The organism is Brasilonema angustatum (genome assembly GCF_059505445.1).
The window spans coordinates 17,675-41,278 of record NZ_JCACKO010000021.1 but is presented as its reverse complement, the minus strand read 5'-3'; the positions used below and the strand labels follow the sequence as shown (position 1 = coordinate 41,278).

The window sequence follows — 23,604 nt, the reverse complement described above, 5'->3', positions numbered from 1 at the left end:
ATAAATGGAGTTTCTTAACCCCCAAGAAAAAACTCAGCTGCAGCGAATTTTAGCCAGAAATTCACAATTCCAAACAGCTAATGATCGCAATAGTTTTCTTGCCTTTTGTGGTCTAGAAGAATATTGCAGTTCAATTCAAATAGACCAACCTTTGAGTAAATTCCTTATTAGTCTTTTCGCTACGCTTTCCAAAGTTTACATTACAGTTGACAATTCCCAAAGGCTAGGATTAGTCGTTCTTTTAGAATATATTACGCTGATAGATTCCTGTTTATCTACAGAAGAACAGGACTTTATTCATCACATTATTAGTAAGTGGGAGCAATGGCAAGCAAATCGAACTGGTAGGCACAAAGGCAGTGAGAGTTCAAGTTTAACCCAAACTCTCAAGCAAAATCAAACACCACTGCATGAACCACCGATGTTGGAGGATATGGTAGGGGTGCATAGAAAGATGAATCGAGAGGCTTTAGTAATAGGAATTAACCAGTATTCGTGCTTAGATCATCTCAACACTCCGGCAAGGGATGCAGAAGCGATCGCTCAAATTCTAGAAACTTACGGTGGCTTCCGAGTGCGGCGTTTGCCCGCTAGTTATCAAGACGGCGCGTTACGAGTCGATTCCAATAAACCGTTGAAGATGTCAGAAATCAAAGCTGCTGTCGCCCAGTTATTCAACCCAGAAGGCAGTAAGATTCCTGACACAGGTCTACTATTTTTCTCAGGACATGGACTTCGAGACAGTTTTGGTGGAGTGACAGAAGGATATTTAGCTACCAGTGATGCTGAACCTAAAGAAGAACAGTGGGGTTTTTCACTGCAACTGTTACGCCGCTTATTGACGAGAAGCCCGGTGCAGCAGCAGATTATTTGGCTTGATTGTTGCTATAGTGGCGAATTGCTTAATTTTGCTGAATTAGAAACTTTAGAACAGGCTCAATCCCGATTTTTCTTAATGGCATCACGGGAATTCGAGACAGCTCATGAGAATATTACAGGTCAGCACGGAATTTTAACCGAGGGACTGTTGAAGGGACTCGACCCCCAACAATTTCCATATGGAAAGGTAACGAATCGAACGTTAATCGATTTCCTTGAAAATGAGTTAACGCACATACCTCAGCGTCCTGTTTGGAGCAATCCTGATAATGAGATTGTGCTTACTAGCATGAGCTTAGTAGCAAACCGAGAGCAGTTGACTGACCAAGCCTCAGCAGAACCAACTCGTAAAATGTACCGAGATTGGGACGGAGCAGTAGATGTATCTGTTTTTTATGGACGCACAGATGAACTAGCTGAACTGAAGCGATTGATTATTAATGAACGATGCCGAGTTGTTTTGCTATTGGGGATGGGAGGAACTGGTAAAACAGCTTTGGCGACTAAGTTAGCTGAAGAAATTGAGGATGAGTTTGACTATCTCATATGGCGATCGCTGCGCGATTCTCCCCCTGCTTATGAAACGTTGACAGATATACTTAAGTTTCTGTCTAATCAACAGCTAACAGATTTACCCTCAACAGTGGAGGGCAAAATCGCATTGGTTATCGACTATCTACAAAAGTACCGATGTTTATTGGTATTGGATAATGTAGAGTCGATTATGCAAGGTGGAACTCATGCAGGGGAATATCGAGTAGGATATGAGGATTATGGTAAAGCCTTAAGGAGAATTGCAGAAACACGCCATCAGAGTTGTGTGGTGCTAACGAGTCGGGAAAAATCTCAAGTTTTTGCTTCCCTTGAAGGGAAACAAAAACCTGTCAGGTGTTTGCAGGTGATTGGCTTAGAAGAAGCAGCAGCAGCAGAACTTCTCAAGGGCAAGGGATTTTCAGGAACTGAAAACAGGTGGGAGGAATTGGTTGGACGCTATGGTGGTAATCCCTTGGCATTAAACATAGTATCTACGATTATTATTGAATTATTTGACGGAAATGTTTCTAACTTTTTGGAAGAAGGAACAGCAGTGTTTGGTGATATTCGCGAACTCATTAATCAACAATTTAACCGTCTGTCAGCTATAGAAAAGGAGATTATGTACTGGCTAGCAATAAATCGCGAGCCAGTTTCCTTTCCAGTACTGCGCTCAGACTTGATATCGACAGCATCAAAGTCGGAATTCATTGATGCACTCTATTCATTAGTCGGGCGCTCCCTTGTGGAGAAGAGCGCGGGATTATTCACGCTTCAGCCAGTAGTCATGGAATATGTCACTGACCGACTCATTGAGCAGATTGTTGCTGAAATTAGCAATAGAGAAATTGCACTTTTTAATAGTCATGCCTTACTCAAAGCACAGGCAAAATATTATATCAGGGAAAGTCAGATTCGTCTTATTCTCGAACCAGTAACAAACAGACTGGTAAATATTTTAGGAAATCAAAGCAGTTTGGAATATCAGCTGACTCAAATTCTCTCAAGACAGAGACAACAGTCTCCGCCTCAAAGAGGATATGCTGAAGGGAATATTTTAAATATGCTTTGCCAACTTGAAACAGATTTGAGGGGTTATGACTTTTCTGGTTTGACTATTAGGCAAGCGTACTTACAGGGCATGACTTTGCGTCATGTCAATTTGAGTCATGCGAATTTTGCTGATTCTGTTTTTACTAAAATCTTGGGTAATGTTTTTTCAGTAGCGTTTTGTCCGGAAAGCAAACTTTTAGCTACAGGCGATAGTGATGGTGTAGTTCGCTTATGGGAAGCTGCAAGTGGCAGAGAGCTTTTAACTTGTAAAGGACACACAGGTCGGGTATATTCAGTTGCCTTCAGTCCTTCAGGTGAAATACTTGCCACTGGTAGTGATGACCAAACCATTAAGTTATGGAATATCAACAGCGGTGCCTGTCTGAATACTTTGCTGGGACATAGCAGTTCCGTAGGGTCAGTTACCTTTAGTCCTTCAGGCAAGATGCTTGCCAGTAGCAGTGAGGATCTAACGGTAAGGCTATGGGATATTAACAGTGGTGCCTGCTTACAAATCTTGCAGGGGCATACCAACCACGTCTGGTCAGTCGCCTTCAGTCCGAATGGTGAGATGCTAGCCAGTGGGAGTTTTGACCAAACAATAAAGCTATGGGATGTTAACAACGGTACCTGCCTAAATACTTTGCTGGGACACGACAATGCTGTAGCTTCAGTCACCTTCAGCCCTTCCGGTGAGATACTTGCTAGTGGTAGTCATGACAAAACCGTGAGGATATGGAGTATCAACGGTGGTTGCTTGAAAATCTTACAAGGACATACTGAGCGGGTCTGGTCAGTTGCCTTCAGTTCTTCGGGCGATATACTTGCTAGTGGTAGTTATGACAAAACGGTAAGGCTGTGGAATATCCACAGTGCTGCCTGCCTCAACACTTTACAGGGACATACCAATTGGGTTCGTTCAGTCGCCTTCAATCCGGATGGTGAGATGCTTGCTAGTGGGAGTTATGATACAACAATCAGGCTATGGGATATCAACAGCGGTGCCTGCCTGAATACTTTGCAGGGGTACCACGTTTCGATATGTTCAATTGCCTTGAGTCCTTCTGGTTTGAAGCTTGCCAGTGGTAATGACGACTACATGGTGCGGCTATGGGACATCAACAGCGGTGCCTGCCTTAACACTTTGCAGGGGCATAACGGTTGGGTATACTCAGTCGCCTTCAGTCCGAATGGTGAAAAACTTGCCAGTGGTAGTTCTGACAAAACGGTGAGGCTGTGGGATATTAACAGCGGTAGTTTCCTCAACACTTTGCAGGGGCATGACAGTTGGGTATACTCAGTCGCCTTCAGTCCGAATGGTGAGATACTTGCCAGTGGTAGTTCTGACAAAACGGTGAGGCTGTGGGATATCAACAGCGGTGCCTGCTTCAAAATCTTGTTGGGACACAACGGTACACCAGGGTCAGTCGCCTTCAGCCCTTGTGGTAAGCTGCTTGCCACTGGCAGTCAGGATCAAACGGTAAGGTTATGGGATATCGAGAGCGGTAATTGCTTGACAATTATGCAAGGACATACCAATCAGATTTGGTCAATCGCCTTTAGTCCGGATGGTCAAATGCTGGCTAGTAGTAGTTTTGACCAAACACTCAGATTATGGGATATTAAGAGTGGCGAATGCCTAAAAATCTTGCAAGGGCATACTAATTTCCTTTTGTCAGTTGCCTTCAGTCCCGATGCTAAGATGCTTGGCAGTGGAGGTTATGACAAAACAGTGAGGCTGTGGGATGTCAGCAGCGGTGAATGCCTAAAAATCTTGCAAGGGCATACCAATTGGGTACGGTCAGTCCTCTTCAGTCCTGTTCCCGCAGCGTCCCCGCAGCGGTTTGGTCAAACTGTAGTCAGTGGAAGCCAAGATGAAACAATTAAGCTCTGGGATATCGAGACGGGTGAGTGTCTCAAAACCTTGAAAGCACCTCGACCCTATGAGGGCATGAATATCACCGGCGTCACAGGTTTAACCCCAGCGACTATTGCAACGCTGAAAGCTTTGGGAGCAGTGCAAGATGGAGACCTTTGATATTTCTCCCAACTTTAGTTAGGGATGATCCTCGTTCCTAGTAGTCTACCAAGGAAACTTTGCCGGGTCAGATAGTCGGGTATAATCGCTCGATCTTCTTACGTGCATCCGTGGTTTTAAAGCACTAATGTATACTTGCTTGCGCATGATTGCGTTGTTGCTCCCAGACGGCAATTTCTGACTTTAATAATTGGCGACCGCCAATCCGTCTCTGTTATACCAATTCAAAAAATGTTTGCGACAGATACCCCACCGGTCTTTGTGGAGAGTTGGGGAGGGGTCTTTTCTATGTGTTGCATTCTTTTTTCAAATTGGTATTATTTGATACGGCATTTGGTAACGTAGCCACAAGGGTTTCAGGCTGCAAAATTCAGTGGGGTTTAAATGGTACACCTTTAAGTGTGTATCCAGTTGAGCAAAATCTTATTTTTAGAGTAAAAGTTGAAAATTTTTGATGAAACTATTTCTGGGTAGCGTTTTCAGCCCTTGCATGGCGGCTCATAGCAGCTTCGCTACTTTCTCCCCAACTTCAAAGTATCGTCTCACTAGGATGTTAGTACATAATTACTAATTAGCTGGTTTGAAATAATTACCAACTTATGACCCAAACTTGGCAAAATACCCAAGGTTGGTGGTAACGCCGCTCACAAACACGGGTAGTTAATACTTTTCGTTACCCATTCTACGTAATCGCTCTAACGTACCGTGCTGCACCACTAACTAGTTGCGGTTAACGCTCGTAGGAAAAAAATAGCATACTACAACCTGACAAACTTTTCTCTACTTGTATTTCATGCTCGATTCGCAGGCGGTCTACTGAGCGTAGGTTTGAGGTCAAATACTGTAGGAAGCAACACGACTAGTCGCACTTTTGACATAAGATTGCAATGCCTCTGTCATATAAATAGGTTTTAATAAACCTTACGTCAATGTTAATATAAGTAAAATTCATGAATGAAACCGAAATAGCTGGCTCAGTATGAAGGTATGGCTCATACAGAGTCTTAGGAATCTGTTTTCAGTGATTTACTATCGACTACTGACTATAGAAGTCAGAATGCCTGCCTTTCAAGCATTAATATCGTCTGTTCTGTGAGGTACAAAATGACGGTTCAATCTTCTAGTTCGATCCAGCAACAAGTCACCCGTCAGGTGCTATCAGTGCCTGTACAATCAGCGCTGTATGTTGGACTGTGTTCTTTGATTTTGTGGACAATTTATTTCACTACATACCCGGCTATCCATGACACGACTCATACTCTGCGTCACCACACACTGATGGTGAGTTGCCATTAGTTGATTGAGTCAACGAGCGTGCAGGAGTTCAGAAATCAAATGACTTTACTTAAGTGGCCTAAGCTGATCGGTGCAATTTGCATGATCGGAATTATCCTATATGGTTGGGTCGGACTTTCACAATCCCCTCAAGCATCGGTGCGGCTAACAACTAATCCACCGATTAATCAGGTTCGACCCCTTGAAGCTGAAGCCACCACAGTGTTGGGATCAGGGCACTACAATCCGCCAGTGCAGATGATGCTGCAAGCCGTAGATGCTCAAGGGCAATCTTTAAAAGATGCCAAAATCCACTTGCAATTATTCACCCGTCCTAAAAACCCCTGGTTCACAACAGATTTTCCGATTGTCGAGGGGACAAAGTTGCTGGACATAGAGGGCAATGCACCAACAGGTCAATTGCAGGTTCAACAAACCCTGCCGATCCGAGGAACGTATCAACTCCTGGTAGCAGTTACTCCGCTCGTTGCCAATGCGTTTGAGCCGATTCAGCAAAAGCTAACGCTGACGCTGCCTGAAAATCCCTTAAAGTTTCGCTACTTTGGCATCCTAGTTGTGATTTTGCTGGCAGTTGGACTACTAGGAGGTTGGGTGATTGGGGGTAGACAAGCGATTCAACCCGGAGAAATTGCCCCGCAACGGGTACGATTGTTGTTGAGTGGATTGATTGTGGTAGCGATCGCTGCACTGCTGTTCGTCAATATTAGCGCTGAACTTGCCGAATCGCATATGTCAATGTCGATGCCAGGGATAGGAGAAGAAGTTCCCCCCTCTGGTAAACCCGCCAAATTAGAGTCTCAAGGACTTTATATGCAACTATCGGGTGACCAGAGTGCAACGGTGGGTCAACCTGCCAAATTGCAGGTCAGCGTCAGTGATCCTAAAACCAACCAACCCGTGACAGATGTTGTGTTCAAGGTAACAACCACCCAACTCGAAAATAATTGGGTGGCGTTTGCTTATCAGGGTACTCCAGACAGCAACGGAAAATTGTCGTGGGAGCAGGAGTTCTTTGACGGTGCCCCGCATAGCATTGTTGTTGAGGTTGCGCCGCAAGCAAACGCCACCCGGCAATTTCAACCATTCCAAGTGGCAGAGAATATTCCAGTCGAAGGTGTTGCTCCGCCGATGCAAGTCCGGTTGATTTCGCTGGCTTACTTCACCGCAATTGTAGTAATTGGTTTGCTGCTGGGATTGTGGCTGCGACAGCGGCAGACTCAGCGTACCGGGTTGACTTGGAAGCGTAGCGTTTCGTAAGTCAGTGTCAAAAGAGCGTTATTGCTGTGTCATTTGGTTAATAAATACATTTGCTCTTGGTTTTTTCGCCCAATCATTGAACAGGCTGATTGCCTAAAATTCCATGTCGGATACCATTGAGTGTTCGACATGAATTTTTATAGACACAGCATGAGAAATTGAAGCCTACAATTTATCTATGAATCATCAACACATCATATTCGTCTGCACAATCTGTGGAAGTAGTCATCAGACAAAACAGTATGTTGCTAAAAGCGCCGGTGAACGGCTGCTAGATAAATTACAAACCCTATATCATGACTGGGTATTGCAAGACGAGTTCTCAATTCAACTGGTTAAATGCATGGGTGTTTGTGATCGCTCTTGTGCAATTGCTTTCGTCTGTTCTAACAAACACACCTACTTATTCGGCGATCTGCCTGCTGATGCTGAACGTGTAGACAAGACCGCAACTGCCGTACTTGAGTGTGCTAGTCAGTATCACGCCAAGCCGGATGGTTTGCTCCCCTATGCCGAGCGCCCGGAACCGCTCAGAGCTGGAGCGATCGCACGGATTCCACCTCTGCCGCCGTGTCAATAGACATTTTATTAAGCTCCTTAAATACTTGTATAAGTAAGTCACAAGACATCTCCGAAAAAGAATCTGAAACCCTTATCCTAATCTTGGTGAAAATCTAATTTATGGAGATGGCTACAGAATTGTTAAAAAGCTTTTTAGCTAGTGATAGTTTCGTCGTAGGAACTGCTTTAGTTTGCAAGACATCTGATTTGAATGATGAGGATAAGATTCAGTAAATATTTAAAAACACATACCAACAATTAACCCGAATTTGAGAAAACGAAGTTATAAATTTTTGATGTTGATATGCTGTGCCTATCTTACCGGATGGTGAAGATCCACTGTGTAGGGATGCGCGTGACGGATACGGGTATGGTGATGAAGATGGGCATGAGGTTCTTCCATTGATGTTCTTACGCGATGATCATGTTGATGGTGTAAATCATGAACGTGTTCATGAATATGCCAGAAACTTTCATGGATATGCTCATTTTCATCCGCTTTCGGTGAAAGGGTAAATTGCACCACAAGAAGCATACAGAAGCCAATTAAGCTACCGTAAAAAAATTCGTTTTCAGTAAAGTGACTTCCCAAACAACCTGCTAGAGGATAAGATATGGCCCACCACAGATGACTCCAAGCGAAATGTGCACCATAAACCCGCCCTTGTACTGTTTTTGGAACACGTTCAGCAATTAAAGTTTGGGTGGGTAACTCCACCATATTCTGTCCTATCCCTGCGATCGCCCAAAGGAGCATCAGCAGTGGTAAACCTGCTTTGGACGCAGGTAGTAGGGCAACGGTAATTAGTGTAGCTCCTATCAAGATAAAGGTTGTACGTTTGATGCGTCTATCCAAAGCACCAACCACTACAGCAGAAAGGGTCGCCCCAATCCCAAAAGCCGCCATAACCCAGCCATACTCAATTTTTCCCAGTTTAAGCGTTCCCTGAACGTAACCGACAGTATTCACCAGAATTTGTGCGCCAAGAATGGATGCGACTAAATCCATTGCCAGAGCATAACGAATCGGTGAATCGGCAAACAGACGTGTCGTCCCTTCTTTAATTTCCTGCCATGTCCTGCCCGGAGTCCTTATCGGCTGACTATCTGAATTGACCCTTAACTGACCCGGTAAGGTAAAGATTAAAACTGCAGCCACAATAAAACTGAAAGCATCCAGGAAAAAAATCTGTCTTGCCCCAATAAAAGCGGCTACTGCCCCTGCCAAACCGGGACCAAGTACCGCTAGCAATTGGTAGGTGGCACTTGAAAGGGCGATTGCGTGGCTGTAATCATTCTCCCCGGTTACTTGGGGAATTGTCGCCTTATACGTTGGGGTAAAAAAAGCATTGAAGACATTGAGCGCAAAAATAAGGATGTAAACTTGCCAAACTGCTGTCACAAACGGAAGCAGTCCAACAATCACCATGCGTGCCAAATGAGTTGTGACCATAATTTTCTTACGGTCAAAGCGGTCTGCTAAGGCTCCCGCCAGTGGTGAGAGCAAGACGAATGCTGTCACACGCAGTGTGAAAGCAACAGAAAGCATAACGGCAGATTTGTCACCAGCTAATTCAAAAGCAAGCAGGGCTATTCCAACCCAGGTCAGGGCATCCCCTAACAAACTTGTGGTTTGAGCCGTGTACAGTCTGGCAAATACAGGGTTTCTTAAACTGTTAAAGAGCATAAAAAGGCAATTGATTATAAGGGGATAGTTTTAAAGTATTTATATGATACACTTTTCAAAGATAAGGGGGGTAGGGGGATACCTTTTAATGGGGTAATGTGCTGAGTATCTGCTACCCGGCCACGCGGTGACGCCTATCAGTTACATCAAGTTCGCACCTTACGCTCTTAAGCAAAAACTAATCAAAGATATCTGGTTGCAAGCGGTTAATTGCCAACAAATAACCGAATGTAGGTATTTCAATCAAAATATGCGTTAAACTCCTTTTTAGGATGCTATACATTTAGGGAGCTTTGCGTATGTCTACTATCAACGTAAAGGAAGACCCACAACTATCCAAAGTTGGTAAAATTGAAAAAGCTGACTCTTCCTCTCAAAAACGGAAGTCTCCTAATCAACATAAATATAGTGAAGTGCGCTCCCGCGAGTATCTTTTACCAGAAGAAGTGGACGCTATGATGAAAGCTATCAGAAAGCACAGTGGTAGGCACGCCCACCGTGATAGCACCTTGATCTTGTTGCTCTATCGTCATGGGTTGCGGGTGAGTGAGGTGGCGGCGCTTCGTTGGGAACAGGTAGACTTTGCAGGGGGAACGCTCCATGTCAACCGCCTCAAAAATGGTTCCCCAGCAACACATCCTCTCTATGGCGATGAACTACGGGCGCTCCGTCAGCTGCGGCGAGACTATCCCAATAGCCCGTTCCTCTTTATGTCTTCACGTGGCTCCCCGCTTGCCCCTGACTCCATCCGGGGCATTGTGGAGCAGGCTGGCAAGCTAGCAGAACTCCCCTTTCCTGTCCACGCCCATATGCTTCGCCACGCCTGTGGATATTATCTTGCTAGAGAGAAGACGGATACCCGCACTATTCAGGGTTACTTAGGACATAAAAATATTCAGCATACCGTTCGATATACACAGCTATCCCCTGAACCGTACAAAGGACTTTGGAAGAAAGCTTGAGTTACCTGTAAGATGCTGGTTACACGTACCAGGCTGAGTATATCTACTTAAAGCTGAAGGATACCACGGATTGGTGTTGTTGTTGGGTGTGGGCTTGCTGATTGGGTATGGAATAAGGGAAAACACCACACAACAAGTACAGTAAAGGATTGAGAAAGTGAAATATAGACCTAGCGATACGCGTCCCTTGCGCGTGTCCGTTCGGCGCTCGCGCTTTGCGCACGCGCCTTGGGCGAACGCCGTGCCGCACCGCGAGGGACGAGCGCGTCAAGCAAGCGGACTTATCGCAGCTTAAATTCCTACCCTTTTTTGCGGTGCTCTGTACTTAGATGTATGGCTACACTAATTCTTTTCGGTATTATTCATCTTTACACTCACTTCTTTTATCGTAAGCGATTAGCCGGACATGATATGACTTCTTGCACTTCCAATAATTTTCGCATCTGTATCATCTAAATAAAACTCATAAACTGGCTCTCCCGATACTTCACAGCGCAACGGTTCAATGATTTTAGTAAAAGGATTCCATACCAGCGTTACTTCTCTTTTCGCTTTCTTCCTTTGTAATGTACAATTAATATGTACTGTGGGTAAATGTAGAATCATTGCACTGTAAAGATTAGCTTCAACTTTTAGAGCATAACGTTCCCTGATATCTGCAAGTTTCCTCTCCAACTCGCGATTGGTTGCTTCTATCCGTGCTAACTCTTTTTCTTTCTCATCACCACTCAAACCTTTGTATTCAATCTTGGCAGTAATCTCTGCGCTAATAGTACCATAATAATTCTTCAGTCTTTCTTCATCCCTGGCTAAGGCTCGATATAACTTTGCCTGCCAATTTTCTAATTCTGCTTGTATTAACGACGCAGATGTTTTCTCAATAATCGCAGATAATTCTGACTCTGACATTTTCTGAGGTAGGGAATTATCATCCACAGGAATTTTATCTGATTCCCAAAATAAAGCATCACCAATGTCTACAGGCGTTACTCCTGTTAATTCATTAATAATAAACGACACCATCCCAATTCTTTTCTCGTCTGCTTCTGCGGTATAAGCAACATTACACAAGATATAACGAGTCATCTCTGGTTTGGCATCAACAAAGCGAATCAAACCATTGTGAGGTACAACTTTTTGTGATATTAATTTGTCAAAACCACTAGTTTTGAGATAACCATCATATTTCACTCCCAAAGCAGTCACACTTCCTAAATCAGCCAGAATTTCGGAAAATTTATTGAGGAGTTCGGAATTATAGCTGACGAATTGACTGTTGGGAGTATCGATTGCCGTGCTCAAAGTTGTTTCTGATTCTATTTTTAAAGCTGTTGCTATTTCTTCTGGTAACAGCACATTCAGCGTTTTCTCATCTACTAATTCTGCGACTCCATCGTAAGTTGAAATAACTGTTTCTAGAGTTCTGATAATTGGATCTGTTAGCATACTGGAGATTGCGGACTGGGGTAATGGTTTAGTGGAAGACAGAGGTTTTGAATTTTTAGAATTCTATAATCCCTCAAGCTTCAAAATCTTCACCAAATATCTGCTCATCCAATTCTTGAGTTGATCGATATTTATCTTTAGCTTTGAGCAAATCATCCGCCAGTTTATCAAAAGCCGTATTTATCTCATCATTAGATTGATGCTTCAGCCAAATATCCATCACAACCTCGCTGAAATCAAATTCATCATCCACGTTACCCAATATTGTTTCTATTTCCCCCACCACCAGTTCAAACATATTGATTTTATCGTGTAATATCCGTAAGATATATTCTTCAATACTGTCTTTGAGACAAAAGTTGAAAATAAAGACATCCTGCGTTTGTCCGATGCGGTGAATTCTCCCAATCCGTTGTTCAATCTTCATCGGGTTCCAAGGTAAGTCATAGTTGACTATAGCGTTCGCAAATTGAATATTACGTCCTTCTCCCCCCGTCTCGGATGCTAGTAAAACTGGAACGTTTTCCCGAAAAGCTTCAATTGATGCATCTTTCTGCTTTAATGACATATCCCCTAAAAATTCAGCAAACTCAATACCAGCTTCGCTAAACGTTTTCGCTAAATATGCTGAGGTGGCTTTGTGGGTGGTAAATACTATAGTTTTTTGAGATGATTTTTTGAGTAACTCTACTAAGGAACTTGCTTTTTCGACTTGTTTAATTTGCGCCGCACGTCGCGTCAAACTTTTCAGTTCGTCACTAGGTAATCTTTTGGAGAGATTTTTCAGAGATTCAACCAAAGCATTAACGCTGGAACCTGCACGCATTAACAAACTAGTACGCGAAAATTTGTCGAGGTGTTCTGAATTATCCCGTAAAAAGTCGCTTAAATCTCGATAGAGTTTTCGTTCGCTTTCAGTTGGAGTCACAGTGATGGTAGTGGCGAAGCGTTTGGGTAATTGCACATCAACTAAAGAACGGGTGTTGCGGATCATCACTTCCCGCATCAGACTTCGCAGCTTTTCTGGGTTTTTGGGAATTCGTCCGTTTTTACTGGAAACATACTCTCGCTTGAAGTCTGCTTCGGTTTTGAGTAAACCTGGTTTTAACAAAGTCAGAATATTAAATAGTTCCACCAAAGAGTTTTGCACTGGTGTGGCGGTGAGCATTAATAGAAATCTTTTGCTCAAAGCATTGACAAGTTTCCAATTAAGTGTGTTACGGTTTTTCAGGTGATGCGCTTCGTCAACAACAACCAAATCCCAGTTGCGTGAAGTGACTAGGGGATAGTGTTTAGCTGATTTAGCTGTGTTGAGAGATGCTACGATTCTCTGATTAGCTGTCCAAAATTCTTCGGGGTTTTGTTGTCTGCTGTCATCATCAGTGGTGATGGAGGAAATGTTAAATTTTGAAGCTAATTCTCCTTGCCATTGGGAGACGAGGGAAGCTGGAGTCAGTACTAGTATCGATTGAACCATTCCTCTTGCTAAGTATTCACTGAGAATGAGTCCGGCTTCGATGGTTTTACCCAATCCAACTTCATCAGCAAGTAAGGCGCGTCCTCCAAATTGTCGCAAGACTTTTCTGGCAGTTTCGATTTGATACCAATGTTTGTCGATGGTGGTGAGGGAAGGAAGGCAAACTAATTGGTCATAGTCTGCCATTAATGATAATTTGAAGAGTGAGTTGCGAGCATTGTAGTATTTGATATCATCATGTTGCCGCCCGAGTATGGCTGTCAGTGCATGGGTTGGGTTGAATGTGAAACTGTAGAAGTTATCCATTCTTTGTAGTTGGGGTAACGCTTGTACGGATATTTTGACTACTTGTTGCAATTTCTTCTGGGCTATCCCCAATACAGGTGGGTTTGCAGCAAAATTTTAGATGATTTGTTATAGAATAACGCAGCTTGTGACATTTTGAGTAAATTATACCAGGGCTGTAGCCATGAAATTCTCAACCAATCAAGGGCACGCATTTGCGATCACAAGCTGTGAATTTATAATACTAAAGTACTATAAAAGTAAACCTCTATGACTTTAGAGCCAATGGTTATTCAGTACAATTAGCGGGTGCCGTGCCCTGTTACAAAGTAATGACCACTCCATTAAACCAAACGCATCAACAAGTCAACATTACTCACTCGCACGAATCAATAACAGGAGTCGTGGAACGCCTGACTTATTACAGTGAAGAATCAGGTTATACAGTGGCACGCCTGCAACGTTCTAGTGCATCGGAACTAACTACGATTACTGGTAATTTTGCTGATATTCAACCTGGACAAACATTGCAATTAACAGGTTTTTGGCGCGAACATCCGCAATATGGACTGCAATTTCAAGTAGTCAATTATAAAGAAACCAAACCTGCCACTCTTACTGGAATTGAGAAGTATTTAGGTAGCGGTTTGATTAAAGGAGTAGGTCCAGTCACAGCGAAACGGATTGTTACCCATTTTGGGATGGAAACCCTCGATATTATTGAAAACCAAATTAACCGCTTGGCTGAAGTCAACGGCATCGCCAAAAAGCGGATTGCCATGATACAAAAAGCTTGGAATGAGCAAAAAGCCATCAAAGAAGTGATGGTGTTTCTGCAAAGTCATGGTGTTTCCACTACTTATGCCGTCAAAATCTACAAACAATACGGGGATTTAGCGATCAACACAGTAAACTCTAATCCCTACCAGTTAGCAACTGATATCTACGGTATTGGCTTTATCACTGCAGATAAAATTGCGCGTAATTTGGGCGTTCCACCAGATTCTGAGTTTCGCTACCGTGCGGGAATGACTCATGTGTTAAGTGAAGCCGCCGAGGATGGACATTGCTATTTGCCCCAACCAGAGTTAATCGAATGTGTTGCAAGTCTCCTCAAAACTGAATCGCACCAGCCACAACCGAATTTCATTGCCCAAATCATCCAAAAAATGACACTAGCCGATGAGCTTGTGCGCGAATCTGGTGCAGATAAAATTTTATACTGCTACAAACCCACCTTCTTCCATACTGAACAAAACTTAGCTCAATTGGTATGCGATCGCCTGACTGACCCGATTAATCCTGATATCCCTCGTGTCCGTACTTGGTTAGAACGCTTTAGCATCAGCCGCAAAGTTTCACTCTCATCCGAACAACAACAAGCGGTTGAAACAGCAGCTTACTCGAAAGTCATGGTGATTACAGGTGGTCCGGGTGTTGGAAAAACCTTTTGCACCCGTACTATTGTTGAATTGTGGAAGGCAATGGGTAAATCTATTGCCCTAGCTGCACCAACTGGGCGTGCTGCTCAAAGGTTAGGCGAAATGACCGGCTTGGAAGCTAAAACTATCCACCGACTTTTGGAATTTGACCCGAAGACAAGGAGTTTCAAACGCGACAAAAACAACCCCCTGCCGCAAAAAGCAGTCATTGTTGACGAAGCCAGTATGCTCGATTTATTTCTAGCGTACTCGTTAGTTCAAGCTGTGGGAGAAAATGCACAACTATTGTTAGTTGGCGATATTGACCAGTTACCATCGGTGGGTGCGGGTAACGTGCTTGCTGATTTGATTAATTCGGGTAAAGTGCCTGTGGTGCGACTCACCCAAGTATTTCGTCAAGCTGCGACAAGCAAGATTATCACTGCTGCTCACCAAATTAATCACGGACAATATCCCAATATCGAATCAATTTCAGATACTCCTCAATCTGATTGCCTCTGGCATGGTGGAGGATTTCAACCCGAACATGGAGTACAGGCAATTAGCGAATTAATTACTGATTTGATTCCCAAACTTGGTTTTTATCCAGCTATTGATATACAAGTGCTTTGCCCAATGACGAGGGGATTGGTTGGTACGCGCAATCTCAATAATGTACTGCAACAACTGATTAATCCCCCCAGTCCCCAAAAAATTGAAATTACTAGAGGTGGAACAATTTTTAGAGTGGGTGACAGGGTGATTCAACTAACCAACGATTATCAACGCGAAGTTTTCAATGGTGATGTAGGTTTTATAACCACAATAGATACTGAAGAACAGGAAGTCGTTGTCCAGTACCAAGAGCGCGATGTGATTTACGATTATGCAGACCTCAATGAAATCGCTTTAGCTTGGAGCGTAAGTATACACAAATCACAGGGGTCGGAATACCCGGTGGTGATTTTGCCTTTGTATACTCAGCACTATATGATGCTGACTCGAAATTTACTTTATACTGGGTTGACTCGTGCGAAGAAGTTGGCGGTTATCATTGGTTCCAAAAAAGCAATACAGATGTGTGTGCGTTCCACTAAGTCGCTGGAACGCTACACGCAATTGCAGCAAAGGTTAGTTAGACTTTGCACAACCAGAAACTGAGCTTTAGTTTATACACTGGTTGTGCCACAAACTTCAACTGTCTAACAAACTCATCAACGCTTCAAATTCAGGGTCTTGCAACTCTGACAATTGATGCTGTAACTTTGACAATTGACTCTGTAATACTTCAACCACGTAGACCATATTAAATTGTTGTGCAATTTTTAACTGATTTTCTTTGATTTTTATTTGTTGAAACAAATCGTTGTCAACATCTGTTGAATCATGGTAATGAGTAATCATAGTTGCATCTGTGTTGATAAATTGATCCACAAAAGTCAGTATTTTTCAAAATTGATAGCATAATTTTCTGTCAAAACGTGTAAAGAATTGATGCGCTGCTGATTGATCCGCCGATGGACAAAATTATGAACTGTTGCATCAAGCCTCCGGCTTATTGCCCCAAGCTGCATCTGATTACAGTTAGTTCCGCCGTCATACCTACGAAATCCCCAAACGAACAACCCAACGAGCACAAAATTCCATCATGCTTTTTAATGGCTTTCATCCAAAGCGTCTACCTCGTCTGGCAACAGGTACTCTCGCTCTGGCACATCCTCATATTTACGTTGGTTCGGAGACTTGCGTCTCTTGACAACAGACTCACTTGTTTCCGTTTTGCCAACTTTTGATGATTGGGCATCGGGTGAGGTATAAGCGTGCAGACATACGGTGAAACTTGATGGAACAAGGGGTAGCGTTACCACCAGTATGCCAGTTTTATGCAGTTTTGCCAGCTTAGGGTTATTAGTTGGTATGTGTCTTTCAAACATTTGATAGCAACCGAGAACTATTGAAGAACCGTTCAAGTATCTGTGCTAGAAAGCCACGCTTATTTCTTATATATATTTGGGTACTGGGATTGCAGTTGAGCCAACTTCGGCAAGTCATTTACCACCACGTAAGGATAATTCGGATTGTGGTCAATAAAGTTTTGATGATAATCCTCAGCCTGATAAAACCCTTTTAAGGGAAGTAGTTGAGTCACTATCTGCTTATGAAAAATATCTGTTTTGTTGAGTTGATTGATTATATCAAGCGCGACCCGCTTCTGCTTGTCGTTAGCAAAAAATATGACTGAACGATATTGCTTTCCTGAGTCGGGGCCCTGTCGATTCAACTGTGTTGGATCGTGCGCCACTAGAAAGTAAATTTTCAAAAGCTGCTGATATGAGATTTGTGATGGATCATAGGTGATTTTTACTGACTCAGCATGACCTGTCAAACCGGAACTGACAAATTCGTAGTTTGCGGTCGCTGCACTGCCACCAGAATAGCCAGAGATAACATCAGAAACACCCTTGAGATGCTCAAAAACCGCTTCCATTCCCCAGAAGCATCCTCCTGCAAGAACTGCCGTCTGTTTTCCCTTAGCTGTAGAAGTTGAGATATCGGTAGCAGGATTAACAAATATTGCCTGGGACGCACTACGTGTAAATACAACAGATGCCAGCGAAATAATCGACAAGCAGATGAAATATCGTAAGAGGGGAAAGCTGCGAGTTGACATTCGACTTTAAAGCCCTTCACTTGTTGAATTTTTTAACTTTCATGAAAGCAGAAGTACAAAGGCAGAAGGGAACCCACGCGCTGCCGGGTGGGATAAAAGCAAGAATGCTTTACACCTCGCGCTGCACGTCTCGGTATAATTTTTTTTCGAGCCTTGGGCTTTATACTCACGACTGAAGTTTTTATTCATACTTCCAACCTTCTGCCCTCTGCCTTACCAAATAGCCTAGAGGTCAATTGGTACTGCAAAAACAAGGTTTTTTGGCGATTTTCGGGTCATAGAGCTATTTTATTTTTGTAACCGTTTCGTAGCAAGGCTTTCAGACATTACGTGGCGGCTCATGTCACGCTCGCTACTTTTACCCCTTATACCAAATGCGCCCTTCTTGATAATTTAGCGCATCTTCATACAGAAATGGTATTAGTATTTCACGTTGTAGGCAAATCTCTCTGGACTCAGGCTAACAATCCCTTGAGGGAAGCTACCATCAACTGACGGGATTGGGAGTGGCGAGCTATCCACCTCGCTTAAAGTACCATCTTCTGGGTTCACCTTGAGAACATTCACCCCATCGCCTTCAGATGTATCAGGCGAATTGCGGCGAGTCACCACTTGTAGAAACGATTCATTTGAGTTCAGAGTTAGCTCAGTTGCAGAACCATTTCCTTTGAGTACCACCTTTTGAATCTCTTTTGGTGTCGTTGCGTCTGTAATATCGTAGACACTAACACTATTGTTACCTGTGTTCGCTGTGTACAGACGAGTTCCTTGGCGGTTGGTAATCAGCCAGCAAGGTGCTTGTCCCGAATTCGGTACAGCCTTGACAAAGGTCAGTTCCCCTGTAACCGGGTTGTAGGTGTAGACTCCTACTTTATTAATTGTCACAAAGCCAACGTACAAGATTGGCTGTCTGGGATGGACTTGGAGTCCCAGTGGAAGAGCCGGTGGGCTACCTGTAGGGAATTCTGATGCTGGGAGTGGTTGTGGTGAATTCGGATTTTCCTCTAGGCGACCCCCTGGGAGAATTCTAAAAGACCGAAGTAAGCCACCTGTGAATTCCGCACCAAATAGCATTCGTTTGTCTTGAGAGATGAGTGCTTGGGTTGGACCAGAGCCGTTTGGAACCGACACAGTAGATCCTGGAATTGGAATGAGTTGGCCTCTACGAGTGACGCGAAAACCAGTATAGTTTGGCTGAGAACCGTTTGCATCTTGGGTTGGGTTATTTCGGTCTAAGTTCCTATTGACAACATAGAGTACATTATTCGCCAGACCCAAGCTTTCCGGGTTTACCCCACCACTCGGAAATGGAGAACCCGCCACAGGAAAAAGAGTACCATCTTTTTTGATGTCAAAGACAGCGATCGTGTTCGAGCCAGAGTTGACAGCAAAAAGCTGGGTATGCTCAGGGTTAACGATCACATTTTGATCGTTGTCAGCGATTAGGAAAGGACCACCAGCTACCGTTGTAAACGTAGGATCAGCAATACCTGCACCCCCTGTAGGAAAAGGTGAATTGGATAGTGGTGTTAGCTTCCCATTTGCATCCTGCTCAAAGGCAAGAATAGTATTAGCATTTTCTGTCGGAATATTACTTTCTGTGTAGACAATATTTCTGAAGGGCTCCTGTGCGTCAGCAGATTTAAATAGAAATCCGCCCATTAATAAAGTGGTCGTGAATCCAGCGAGAAGAAAGCAAACGATGCTAAAGTACCGATTCCTTTGAACGAGAGTCATGAGTTTTTCCTGAATAGATGATTCGCAAGGTGCTAAATGTTACTTTCAGGTGTTATTGACTCATGCCAATCTGAGTTTTCGCTGAGAAAGTGATAAGAAAAAGCTGTGAATATTAATATTGACAAAAATGCAGTGAATCCCAAAGCAAGTGATGAATTCAATGCAGCCCAAGTTCTGTCTAAAAACTCTAAAGTTCGACATAATAAGTTTATTAATTCCAGCAGACATTTTATCCTTAGGGAGTTTTTGCATAAAGAGTTTTTACAACACATGCTCAAGGTATGAATTCAATGCTGTATCAACATCTATACAACACTTTTTGCGAATTTTAAGCCGTCTCTCAGCTAAATTTCATTTAGTACAACTATAACCTTAGTATTGTTGATTAGTGAGCAAGGCAAGAAACCTTGAGACAACTAATCAAGTATAGCGATCGCCCCAGCCTGGTAAGCAAAGCGATCGCCATTAGTACACCAAGTTAAGAGGTAAAACTATCATGAATCAAAATCCAACCTTAGAATGCATACCTGGGAAAGTCATCACACTCAGTACCCAACTGGAAAAACCCAGTCCATTTTATTTTGGATATGACATTGAGGAAAGTTTTATTTCGGAACTGGAGAAATATACTTTCGACAAAATATTTTTCTTTACAGAACCACATCTATTTGCGTTATACGGCAAGGATTTGTACCTCAAAATCTGCGAAAAATTTCCTTGTGCACTTGAATTTGTACCCACAGGTGAGTCTTGTAAATATTTTCCTGTTCTCGAAGAAGTCTGCGAAAAGCTAATTACAAAAGGTGCCTCCAAAAAATCTATCTTGTTGTCGTTTGGTGGCGGAACAGTTGGAAATATTGTTGGTCTAGTAGCTGGGTTAATTTACCGTGGTATTCGTTTTCTCGAAATCCCCACAAGCATGACAGGTCAAACCGACAGTACGCTCAGTAATAAGCAGGCTGTTAATGGTAAAACCGGAAAAAATCATTTTGGTGTCTATCATGCGCCAATTTTTATTTGGGTAGATACCAAGTATCTCAAAACAGACCCCCCTTCTTCTCGGCGAAGTGGAATAATTGAAGGAATTAAAAATGGCTTCATTTCCGATGCAGCATTTTTGGATTACTTGGAAGAAACCCTCAATCCTGATGTCAAATTTTCGGATGAGCAGTTATATCACTTAGCCTACAAAATCATTTTGTCCAAGTTAGAAATTCTCAAGAAAGATCCCAGCGAAAAAGGCTATGGAATTATTCTAGAATACGGTCATACTTTCGGTCATGGTATTGAATGGCTAGAAAAAGGGAAACTCTCTCACGGAGAATCGGTTTCATTTGGAATGAAAATTGCTGCGGAACTCTGCAAACAACTCGGATTCATCTCACAAAAAGATGTGGAACGGCATTACTATCTGATTGAAGATAAACTTGGTTTCAATAATCCGTTACCTCGCTCAATCACTGCTGAGACTCTCCTTGATGCGATGATTGCAGACAACAAAAAAACAGGGCGAGAACTGCGCTATGTCTTATTAGAAAAAATCGGTCAATGCTATAACCCCGAAGGAGATTACCTTGTTACAGTTGAGCCGAAGTTAGTCAAAAAAGTGCTTGAGAATTTTATCCAACATCAGACTCAGTTGTTGACTGCCTAGAATCAACAATGTGTTGATTAAGCTCCTGCTCTCAGCTTGAGTTCAAGCTGAGAGCAGCTCGAATACCTTAATCTATTCTAACAAAGTCTGCACTGGCAGGCTTTGTAAAAAATTGCCATAGGCAAACTTAGTTTGGTTGGTTTGCACTATGTTACGTACTGGTTTTGACTTTCAACCAAGCAGTATTGAATTGATAAGTGGAGTTGTGATGTATCCTATATTGAATTTAACCGATCCGTGGGGTCACTGTGGCAATATTGGTCACATTGTGAAGGATTTTCAAAAAATTTGTCATTTGGCTCACAAGTATCAGTTCGAGGGGATTAATCTTGACTTGAGTATCCCTAATCAGTTAAGCACTTCTGAATGTAAAAATTTACTGAGTCAGCTTAATTTAAAACCTGTATCCTTTAGCTTTCTTGTTAAGTTGTTTGACAGCCAAAAAGAGTTTGAAGAAAGCTTATCTGAATTTGAATTACAAGCTAAACAAGCCAACGAACTCGGCTGTCACTTAACCCTATGTTATCTCCTGCCATTTTCCAACGATCTTAATTTTAATGACCGATTTATTCAAACCAGCAATCGCTTACGTGAAATCAAACCTATCTTAGAAAAATATGACATTAAAATTGGCTTTGAATTTATCGGTCCTACTGAAACTAGACGCAGCACAAAATACGACTTTATTCATACCATAGATGGTACCCGTGCCTTGATTGCTAGTGCAGGATTATATGGATATGGTGGTTTGAAATTTGATGTTCACCATTGGCAAAATAGCGGAGCGGATGTACTAGATATTCAACATATGGATTCAGAATATATATTGTATGTTGAATTAAATGACGGATTACCAGGTTATGACATATTTACAATTCCAGAATTTGAAAGGGAACTACCATTTACAACGGGGGTGACAAAAATTGAAGCTTTCCTCAAAGCACTCTATAAAAAAAATTACCGAGGACCAATTGCTATAGAACCCTGGAATAAGAAAATCAAAAATATGCCCTTAGAAACAGCTATCCAACTGGTTAGAGATTCTTTGGAGAAAAGTCTCTCTTTTATTAGCGAATTAGCTAGAGAGTCAGAAATTAAAATCTAATCTCTCTTGTGAGAAGGCTTATTTGCTAAGGATTGGGGATTTTTTTAGTTTAGCTTCCTCAGTTTTTTTTTGGGTAGATAATCAAGAGAAGCTGTTCTGGTAGTTGACAACACCGAGTAAACGACTCGTCAGGAAAGCTAACTCATGAATCGAAGAAAAGCTCGCACTCAGAGTCAAAATTCCATCAATGTTTACCAGGATAAGAATCTTCAGATCATTATTGGTGTAACGTTGATGGCGGTTTTAGGATCAAGCAGTATTGGACCAGTATTGCCTGCGTTGGCTCAAGATTTCAATATTCCCCCTCAACAGATTGGACTAGTGATCACAGTTTTTGTTCTACCCATTGCACTTGGGACTCCAGTCTGTGGAGTGCTGGCTGATAGGTTTGGTAGGAAACAAATCTTAGTGCCTTCTCTGCTGTTATTTGCGATCGCCGGATCTGCCTGCTCGCTTGCCCCAAATTTTCGCACGCTGCTGGAGTGGCGTTTTCTGCAAGGGATAGGTGCAGCACCTTGTGAGTCTCTGGCGCTGACGTTAATCAGCGATCTGTATACCGGAAAGATGCTAACAGCCGCAATGGCGTTCAATGCCACCATGATTGGCATCAGTTTAGCAGTCTATCCCCTGATCAGTGGAGGATTGGCAGCAACCTTAGGATGGCGGTATCCTTTTCTCCTGCCGTTGAGTGCTATCCCAGTCGGAGTGTTGGTGTTATTCTCCCTGAAAACACCCAAGTTGCAAAAGCCCCAGGAGTTCAATTTCAAAGCTTACTTGCACAATATTTGGCGCAGTATCAACAATTCTCAAGTGGTTGGACTGCTGTTTGCGGTAGTTGCCTTGTTCATTCTCTTATTTGGTGCTTACTTTACCTACATTCCTATCCTGGCAGCCAATGCTTTTGGTGCTTCTGATGTGGTGATTGGTATTATTTTGGCAAGTATGGCGCTTTCGCTCGCCTTTGTCTCTACGCAACTGGGACTATTTGCACAATTTTTCTGTGAGCTAACACTGATCAAAGTCTCGTTTATTATCTATGCGCTGGCACTAGTCATTACTCCTGCTCTGCACAATGTCTGGCTGCTGTTCGTTCCCAGTTTTCTTTTCGGAGCCGCTCATGGCATAGTGTTTCCTTCAACTCAGGCTTTGTTAGGTGGACTAGCCCCCGTGGAGTATCGAGCTGGATTTATGGCAGTTAATGCCACCGTGTTGTCACTGGGGCAGGCGTTGGGTCCACTCTTCGCTGGTGTCGCGTTTGGACTTTGGGGAATGCAGGGAGTTTTTTACGCTAGTGCTGTTTTTGCTATTGCGACACTCGGATTGCTCAGTAAACTTTTTGCAAAACGTCTATAAATCCTTGTATGCCTTTAACGTTTTGCTCTTGACGAGGGAAGCAAAATCAACAGTTTTAGAACACTTACTTTCAATCAATCAGAAGGGCGATCGCCCCAGCCTGGCAAGCAAAGCGATCGCCCTTAGTCCACCAAGTCAGATGGAGTAATAAATATAATATCAACAAAATTGTTACCTGAAGTGTCATA

16 protein-coding genes are annotated in these 23,604 nt (G+C 42.9%); 9 read left to right on the top strand and 7 right to left on the bottom strand.

The features are described from left to right. The first annotated feature begins 4 nt into the window (after positions 1-4). From AC5JM2_RS05450 to AC5JM2_RS05435, 4 genes are all read left to right on the top strand, one after another. Complete coding sequence (locus tag AC5JM2_RS05450) at positions 5-4,504, top strand: WD40 domain-containing protein (RefSeq protein WP_495833892.1); 4,500 nt, start codon at positions 5-7, stop codon at positions 4,502-4,504. Between the two features lie 1,104 nt (positions 4,505-5,608). Further along, positions 5,609-5,800, top strand: coding sequence for a CbtB domain-containing protein (locus AC5JM2_RS05445; protein WP_495833891.1), 192 nt, complete (start codon positions 5,609-5,611; stop codon positions 5,798-5,800). Between the two features lie 39 nt (positions 5,801-5,839). Next, positions 5,840-7,057 (top strand): hypothetical protein, encoded by a 1,218-nt coding sequence (locus AC5JM2_RS05440; protein ID WP_495833890.1) that lies wholly within the window; start codon positions 5,840-5,842, stop codon positions 7,055-7,057. Between the two features lie 178 nt (positions 7,058-7,235). Then, positions 7,236-7,637, top strand: a complete 402-nt coding sequence (locus AC5JM2_RS05435) for a DUF1636 family protein (protein ID WP_495833889.1) — start codon at positions 7,236-7,238, stop codon at positions 7,635-7,637. Between the two features lie 294 nt (positions 7,638-7,931). On the opposite strand, the gene AC5JM2_RS05430 is transcribed toward AC5JM2_RS05435, so the two are convergent. Further along, the gene (locus tag AC5JM2_RS05430) at positions 7,932-9,305 is read right to left on the bottom strand and encodes an MFS transporter (protein WP_495833888.1); all 1,374 of its coding nucleotides are present in this window, start codon (positions 9,303-9,305) and stop codon (positions 7,932-7,934) included. A gap of 299 nt (positions 9,306-9,604) precedes the next feature. Here AC5JM2_RS05430 and AC5JM2_RS05425 point away from each other — a divergent pair, with 299 nt between their 5' ends. After that, the gene (locus AC5JM2_RS05425; RefSeq protein WP_495833887.1) at positions 9,605-10,267 is read left to right on the top strand and encodes a tyrosine-type recombinase/integrase; all 663 of its coding nucleotides are present in this window, start codon (positions 9,605-9,607) and stop codon (positions 10,265-10,267) included. Between the two features lie 396 nt (positions 10,268-10,663). On the opposite strand, the gene AC5JM2_RS05420 is transcribed toward AC5JM2_RS05425, so the two are convergent. After that, positions 10,664-11,713 (bottom strand): hypothetical protein, encoded by a 1,050-nt coding sequence (locus tag AC5JM2_RS05420; RefSeq protein WP_495833886.1) that lies wholly within the window; start codon positions 11,711-11,713, stop codon positions 10,664-10,666. Between the two features lie 73 nt (positions 11,714-11,786). After that, positions 11,787-13,496: a DEAD/DEAH box helicase gene (locus tag AC5JM2_RS05415; protein WP_495833885.1), complete on the bottom strand. Its 1,710-nt coding sequence runs from the start codon at positions 13,494-13,496 to the stop codon at positions 11,787-11,789. A gap of 311 nt (positions 13,497-13,807) precedes the next feature. Between AC5JM2_RS05415 and recD2 the strand changes: the two genes are divergently transcribed. Continuing rightward, positions 13,808-16,057 (top strand): SF1B family DNA helicase RecD2, encoded by a 2,250-nt coding sequence (gene recD2, locus AC5JM2_RS05410; RefSeq protein ID WP_495833884.1) that lies wholly within the window; start codon positions 13,808-13,810, stop codon positions 16,055-16,057. 33 nt (positions 16,058-16,090) lie between these two features. Here the strand turns inward: recD2 and AC5JM2_RS05405 are convergent, their stop codons facing one another. The 4 genes from AC5JM2_RS05405 to AC5JM2_RS05390 form a co-directional block, all read right to left on the bottom strand. Continuing rightward, positions 16,091-16,300 (bottom strand): hypothetical protein, encoded by a 210-nt coding sequence (locus AC5JM2_RS05405; protein WP_495833883.1) that lies wholly within the window; start codon positions 16,298-16,300, stop codon positions 16,091-16,093. Positions 16,301-16,551: 251 nt separating this feature from the next. Next, positions 16,552-16,830: a hypothetical protein gene (locus tag AC5JM2_RS05400; protein WP_495833882.1), complete on the bottom strand. Its 279-nt coding sequence runs from the start codon at positions 16,828-16,830 to the stop codon at positions 16,552-16,554. A 59-nt stretch (positions 16,831-16,889) separates the two neighbouring features. After that, on the bottom strand, positions 16,890-17,567 hold the full coding sequence (gene msrA / locus AC5JM2_RS05395) for a peptide-methionine (S)-S-oxide reductase MsrA (protein WP_495833881.1): 678 nt from the start codon (positions 17,565-17,567) through the stop codon (positions 16,890-16,892). 420 nt (positions 17,568-17,987) lie between these two features. Further along, positions 17,988-19,304, bottom strand: coding sequence for a lactonase family protein (locus AC5JM2_RS05390; RefSeq protein WP_495833880.1), 1,317 nt, complete (start codon positions 19,302-19,304; stop codon positions 17,988-17,990). 496 nt (positions 19,305-19,800) lie between these two features. On the opposite strand from AC5JM2_RS05390, the gene AC5JM2_RS05385 reads away from it, so the two are divergent. From AC5JM2_RS05385 to AC5JM2_RS05375, 3 genes are all read left to right on the top strand, one after another. Then, positions 19,801-20,958 (top strand): 2-deoxy-scyllo-inosose synthase, encoded by a 1,158-nt coding sequence (locus tag AC5JM2_RS05385; protein WP_495833879.1) that lies wholly within the window; start codon positions 19,801-19,803, stop codon positions 20,956-20,958. Between the two features lie 148 nt (positions 20,959-21,106). Next, positions 21,107-22,063 (top strand): sugar phosphate isomerase/epimerase family protein, encoded by a 957-nt coding sequence (locus tag AC5JM2_RS05380; protein ID WP_495833878.1) that lies wholly within the window; start codon positions 21,107-21,109, stop codon positions 22,061-22,063. A 144-nt stretch (positions 22,064-22,207) separates the two neighbouring features. Continuing rightward, entirely contained in the window at positions 22,208-23,416 is a 1,209-nt protein-coding gene (locus AC5JM2_RS05375) for an MFS transporter (protein ID WP_495833877.1), read from the top strand. The last annotated feature ends 188 nt before the right edge of the window (positions 23,417-23,604 follow it).

Excerpts from the sequence above, each read along its gene's own strand:
- AC5JM2_RS05450 (WP_495833892.1), top strand. The coding sequence starts at position 5 with ATGGAGTTTCTTAACCCCCAAGAAAAAACTCAGCTGCAGCGAATTTTA.
- AC5JM2_RS05445 (WP_495833891.1), top strand. The coding sequence starts at position 5,609 with ATGACGGTTCAATCTTCTAGTTCGATCCAGCAACAAGTCACCCGTCAG.
- AC5JM2_RS05440 (WP_495833890.1), top strand. The coding sequence starts at position 5,840 with ATGACTTTACTTAAGTGGCCTAAGCTGATCGGTGCAATTTGCATGATC.
- AC5JM2_RS05435 (WP_495833889.1), top strand. The coding sequence starts at position 7,236 with ATGAATCATCAACACATCATATTCGTCTGCACAATCTGTGGAAGTAGT.
- AC5JM2_RS05430 (WP_495833888.1), bottom strand. The coding sequence starts at position 9,305 with ATGCTCTTTAACAGTTTAAGAAACCCTGTATTTGCCAGACTGTACACG.
- AC5JM2_RS05425 (WP_495833887.1), top strand. The coding sequence starts at position 9,605 with ATGTCTACTATCAACGTAAAGGAAGACCCACAACTATCCAAAGTTGGT.
- AC5JM2_RS05420 (WP_495833886.1), bottom strand. The coding sequence starts at position 11,713 with ATGCTAACAGATCCAATTATCAGAACTCTAGAAACAGTTATTTCAACT.
- AC5JM2_RS05415 (WP_495833885.1), bottom strand. The coding sequence starts at position 13,496 with ATGGATAACTTCTACAGTTTCACATTCAACCCAACCCATGCACTGACA.
- recD2 (WP_495833884.1), top strand. The coding sequence starts at position 13,808 with ATGACCACTCCATTAAACCAAACGCATCAACAAGTCAACATTACTCAC.
- AC5JM2_RS05405 (WP_495833883.1), bottom strand. The coding sequence starts at position 16,300 with ATGATTACTCATTACCATGATTCAACAGATGTTGACAACGATTTGTTT.
- AC5JM2_RS05400 (WP_495833882.1), bottom strand. The coding sequence starts at position 16,830 with ATGTTTGAAAGACACATACCAACTAATAACCCTAAGCTGGCAAAACTG.
- msrA (WP_495833881.1), bottom strand. The coding sequence starts at position 17,567 with ATGTCAACTCGCAGCTTTCCCCTCTTACGATATTTCATCTGCTTGTCG.
- AC5JM2_RS05390 (WP_495833880.1), bottom strand. The coding sequence starts at position 19,304 with ATGACTCTCGTTCAAAGGAATCGGTACTTTAGCATCGTTTGCTTTCTT.
- AC5JM2_RS05385 (WP_495833879.1), top strand. The coding sequence starts at position 19,801 with ATGAATCAAAATCCAACCTTAGAATGCATACCTGGGAAAGTCATCACA.
- AC5JM2_RS05380 (WP_495833878.1), top strand. The coding sequence starts at position 21,107 with ATGTTACGTACTGGTTTTGACTTTCAACCAAGCAGTATTGAATTGATA.
- AC5JM2_RS05375 (WP_495833877.1), top strand. The coding sequence starts at position 22,208 with ATGAATCGAAGAAAAGCTCGCACTCAGAGTCAAAATTCCATCAATGTT.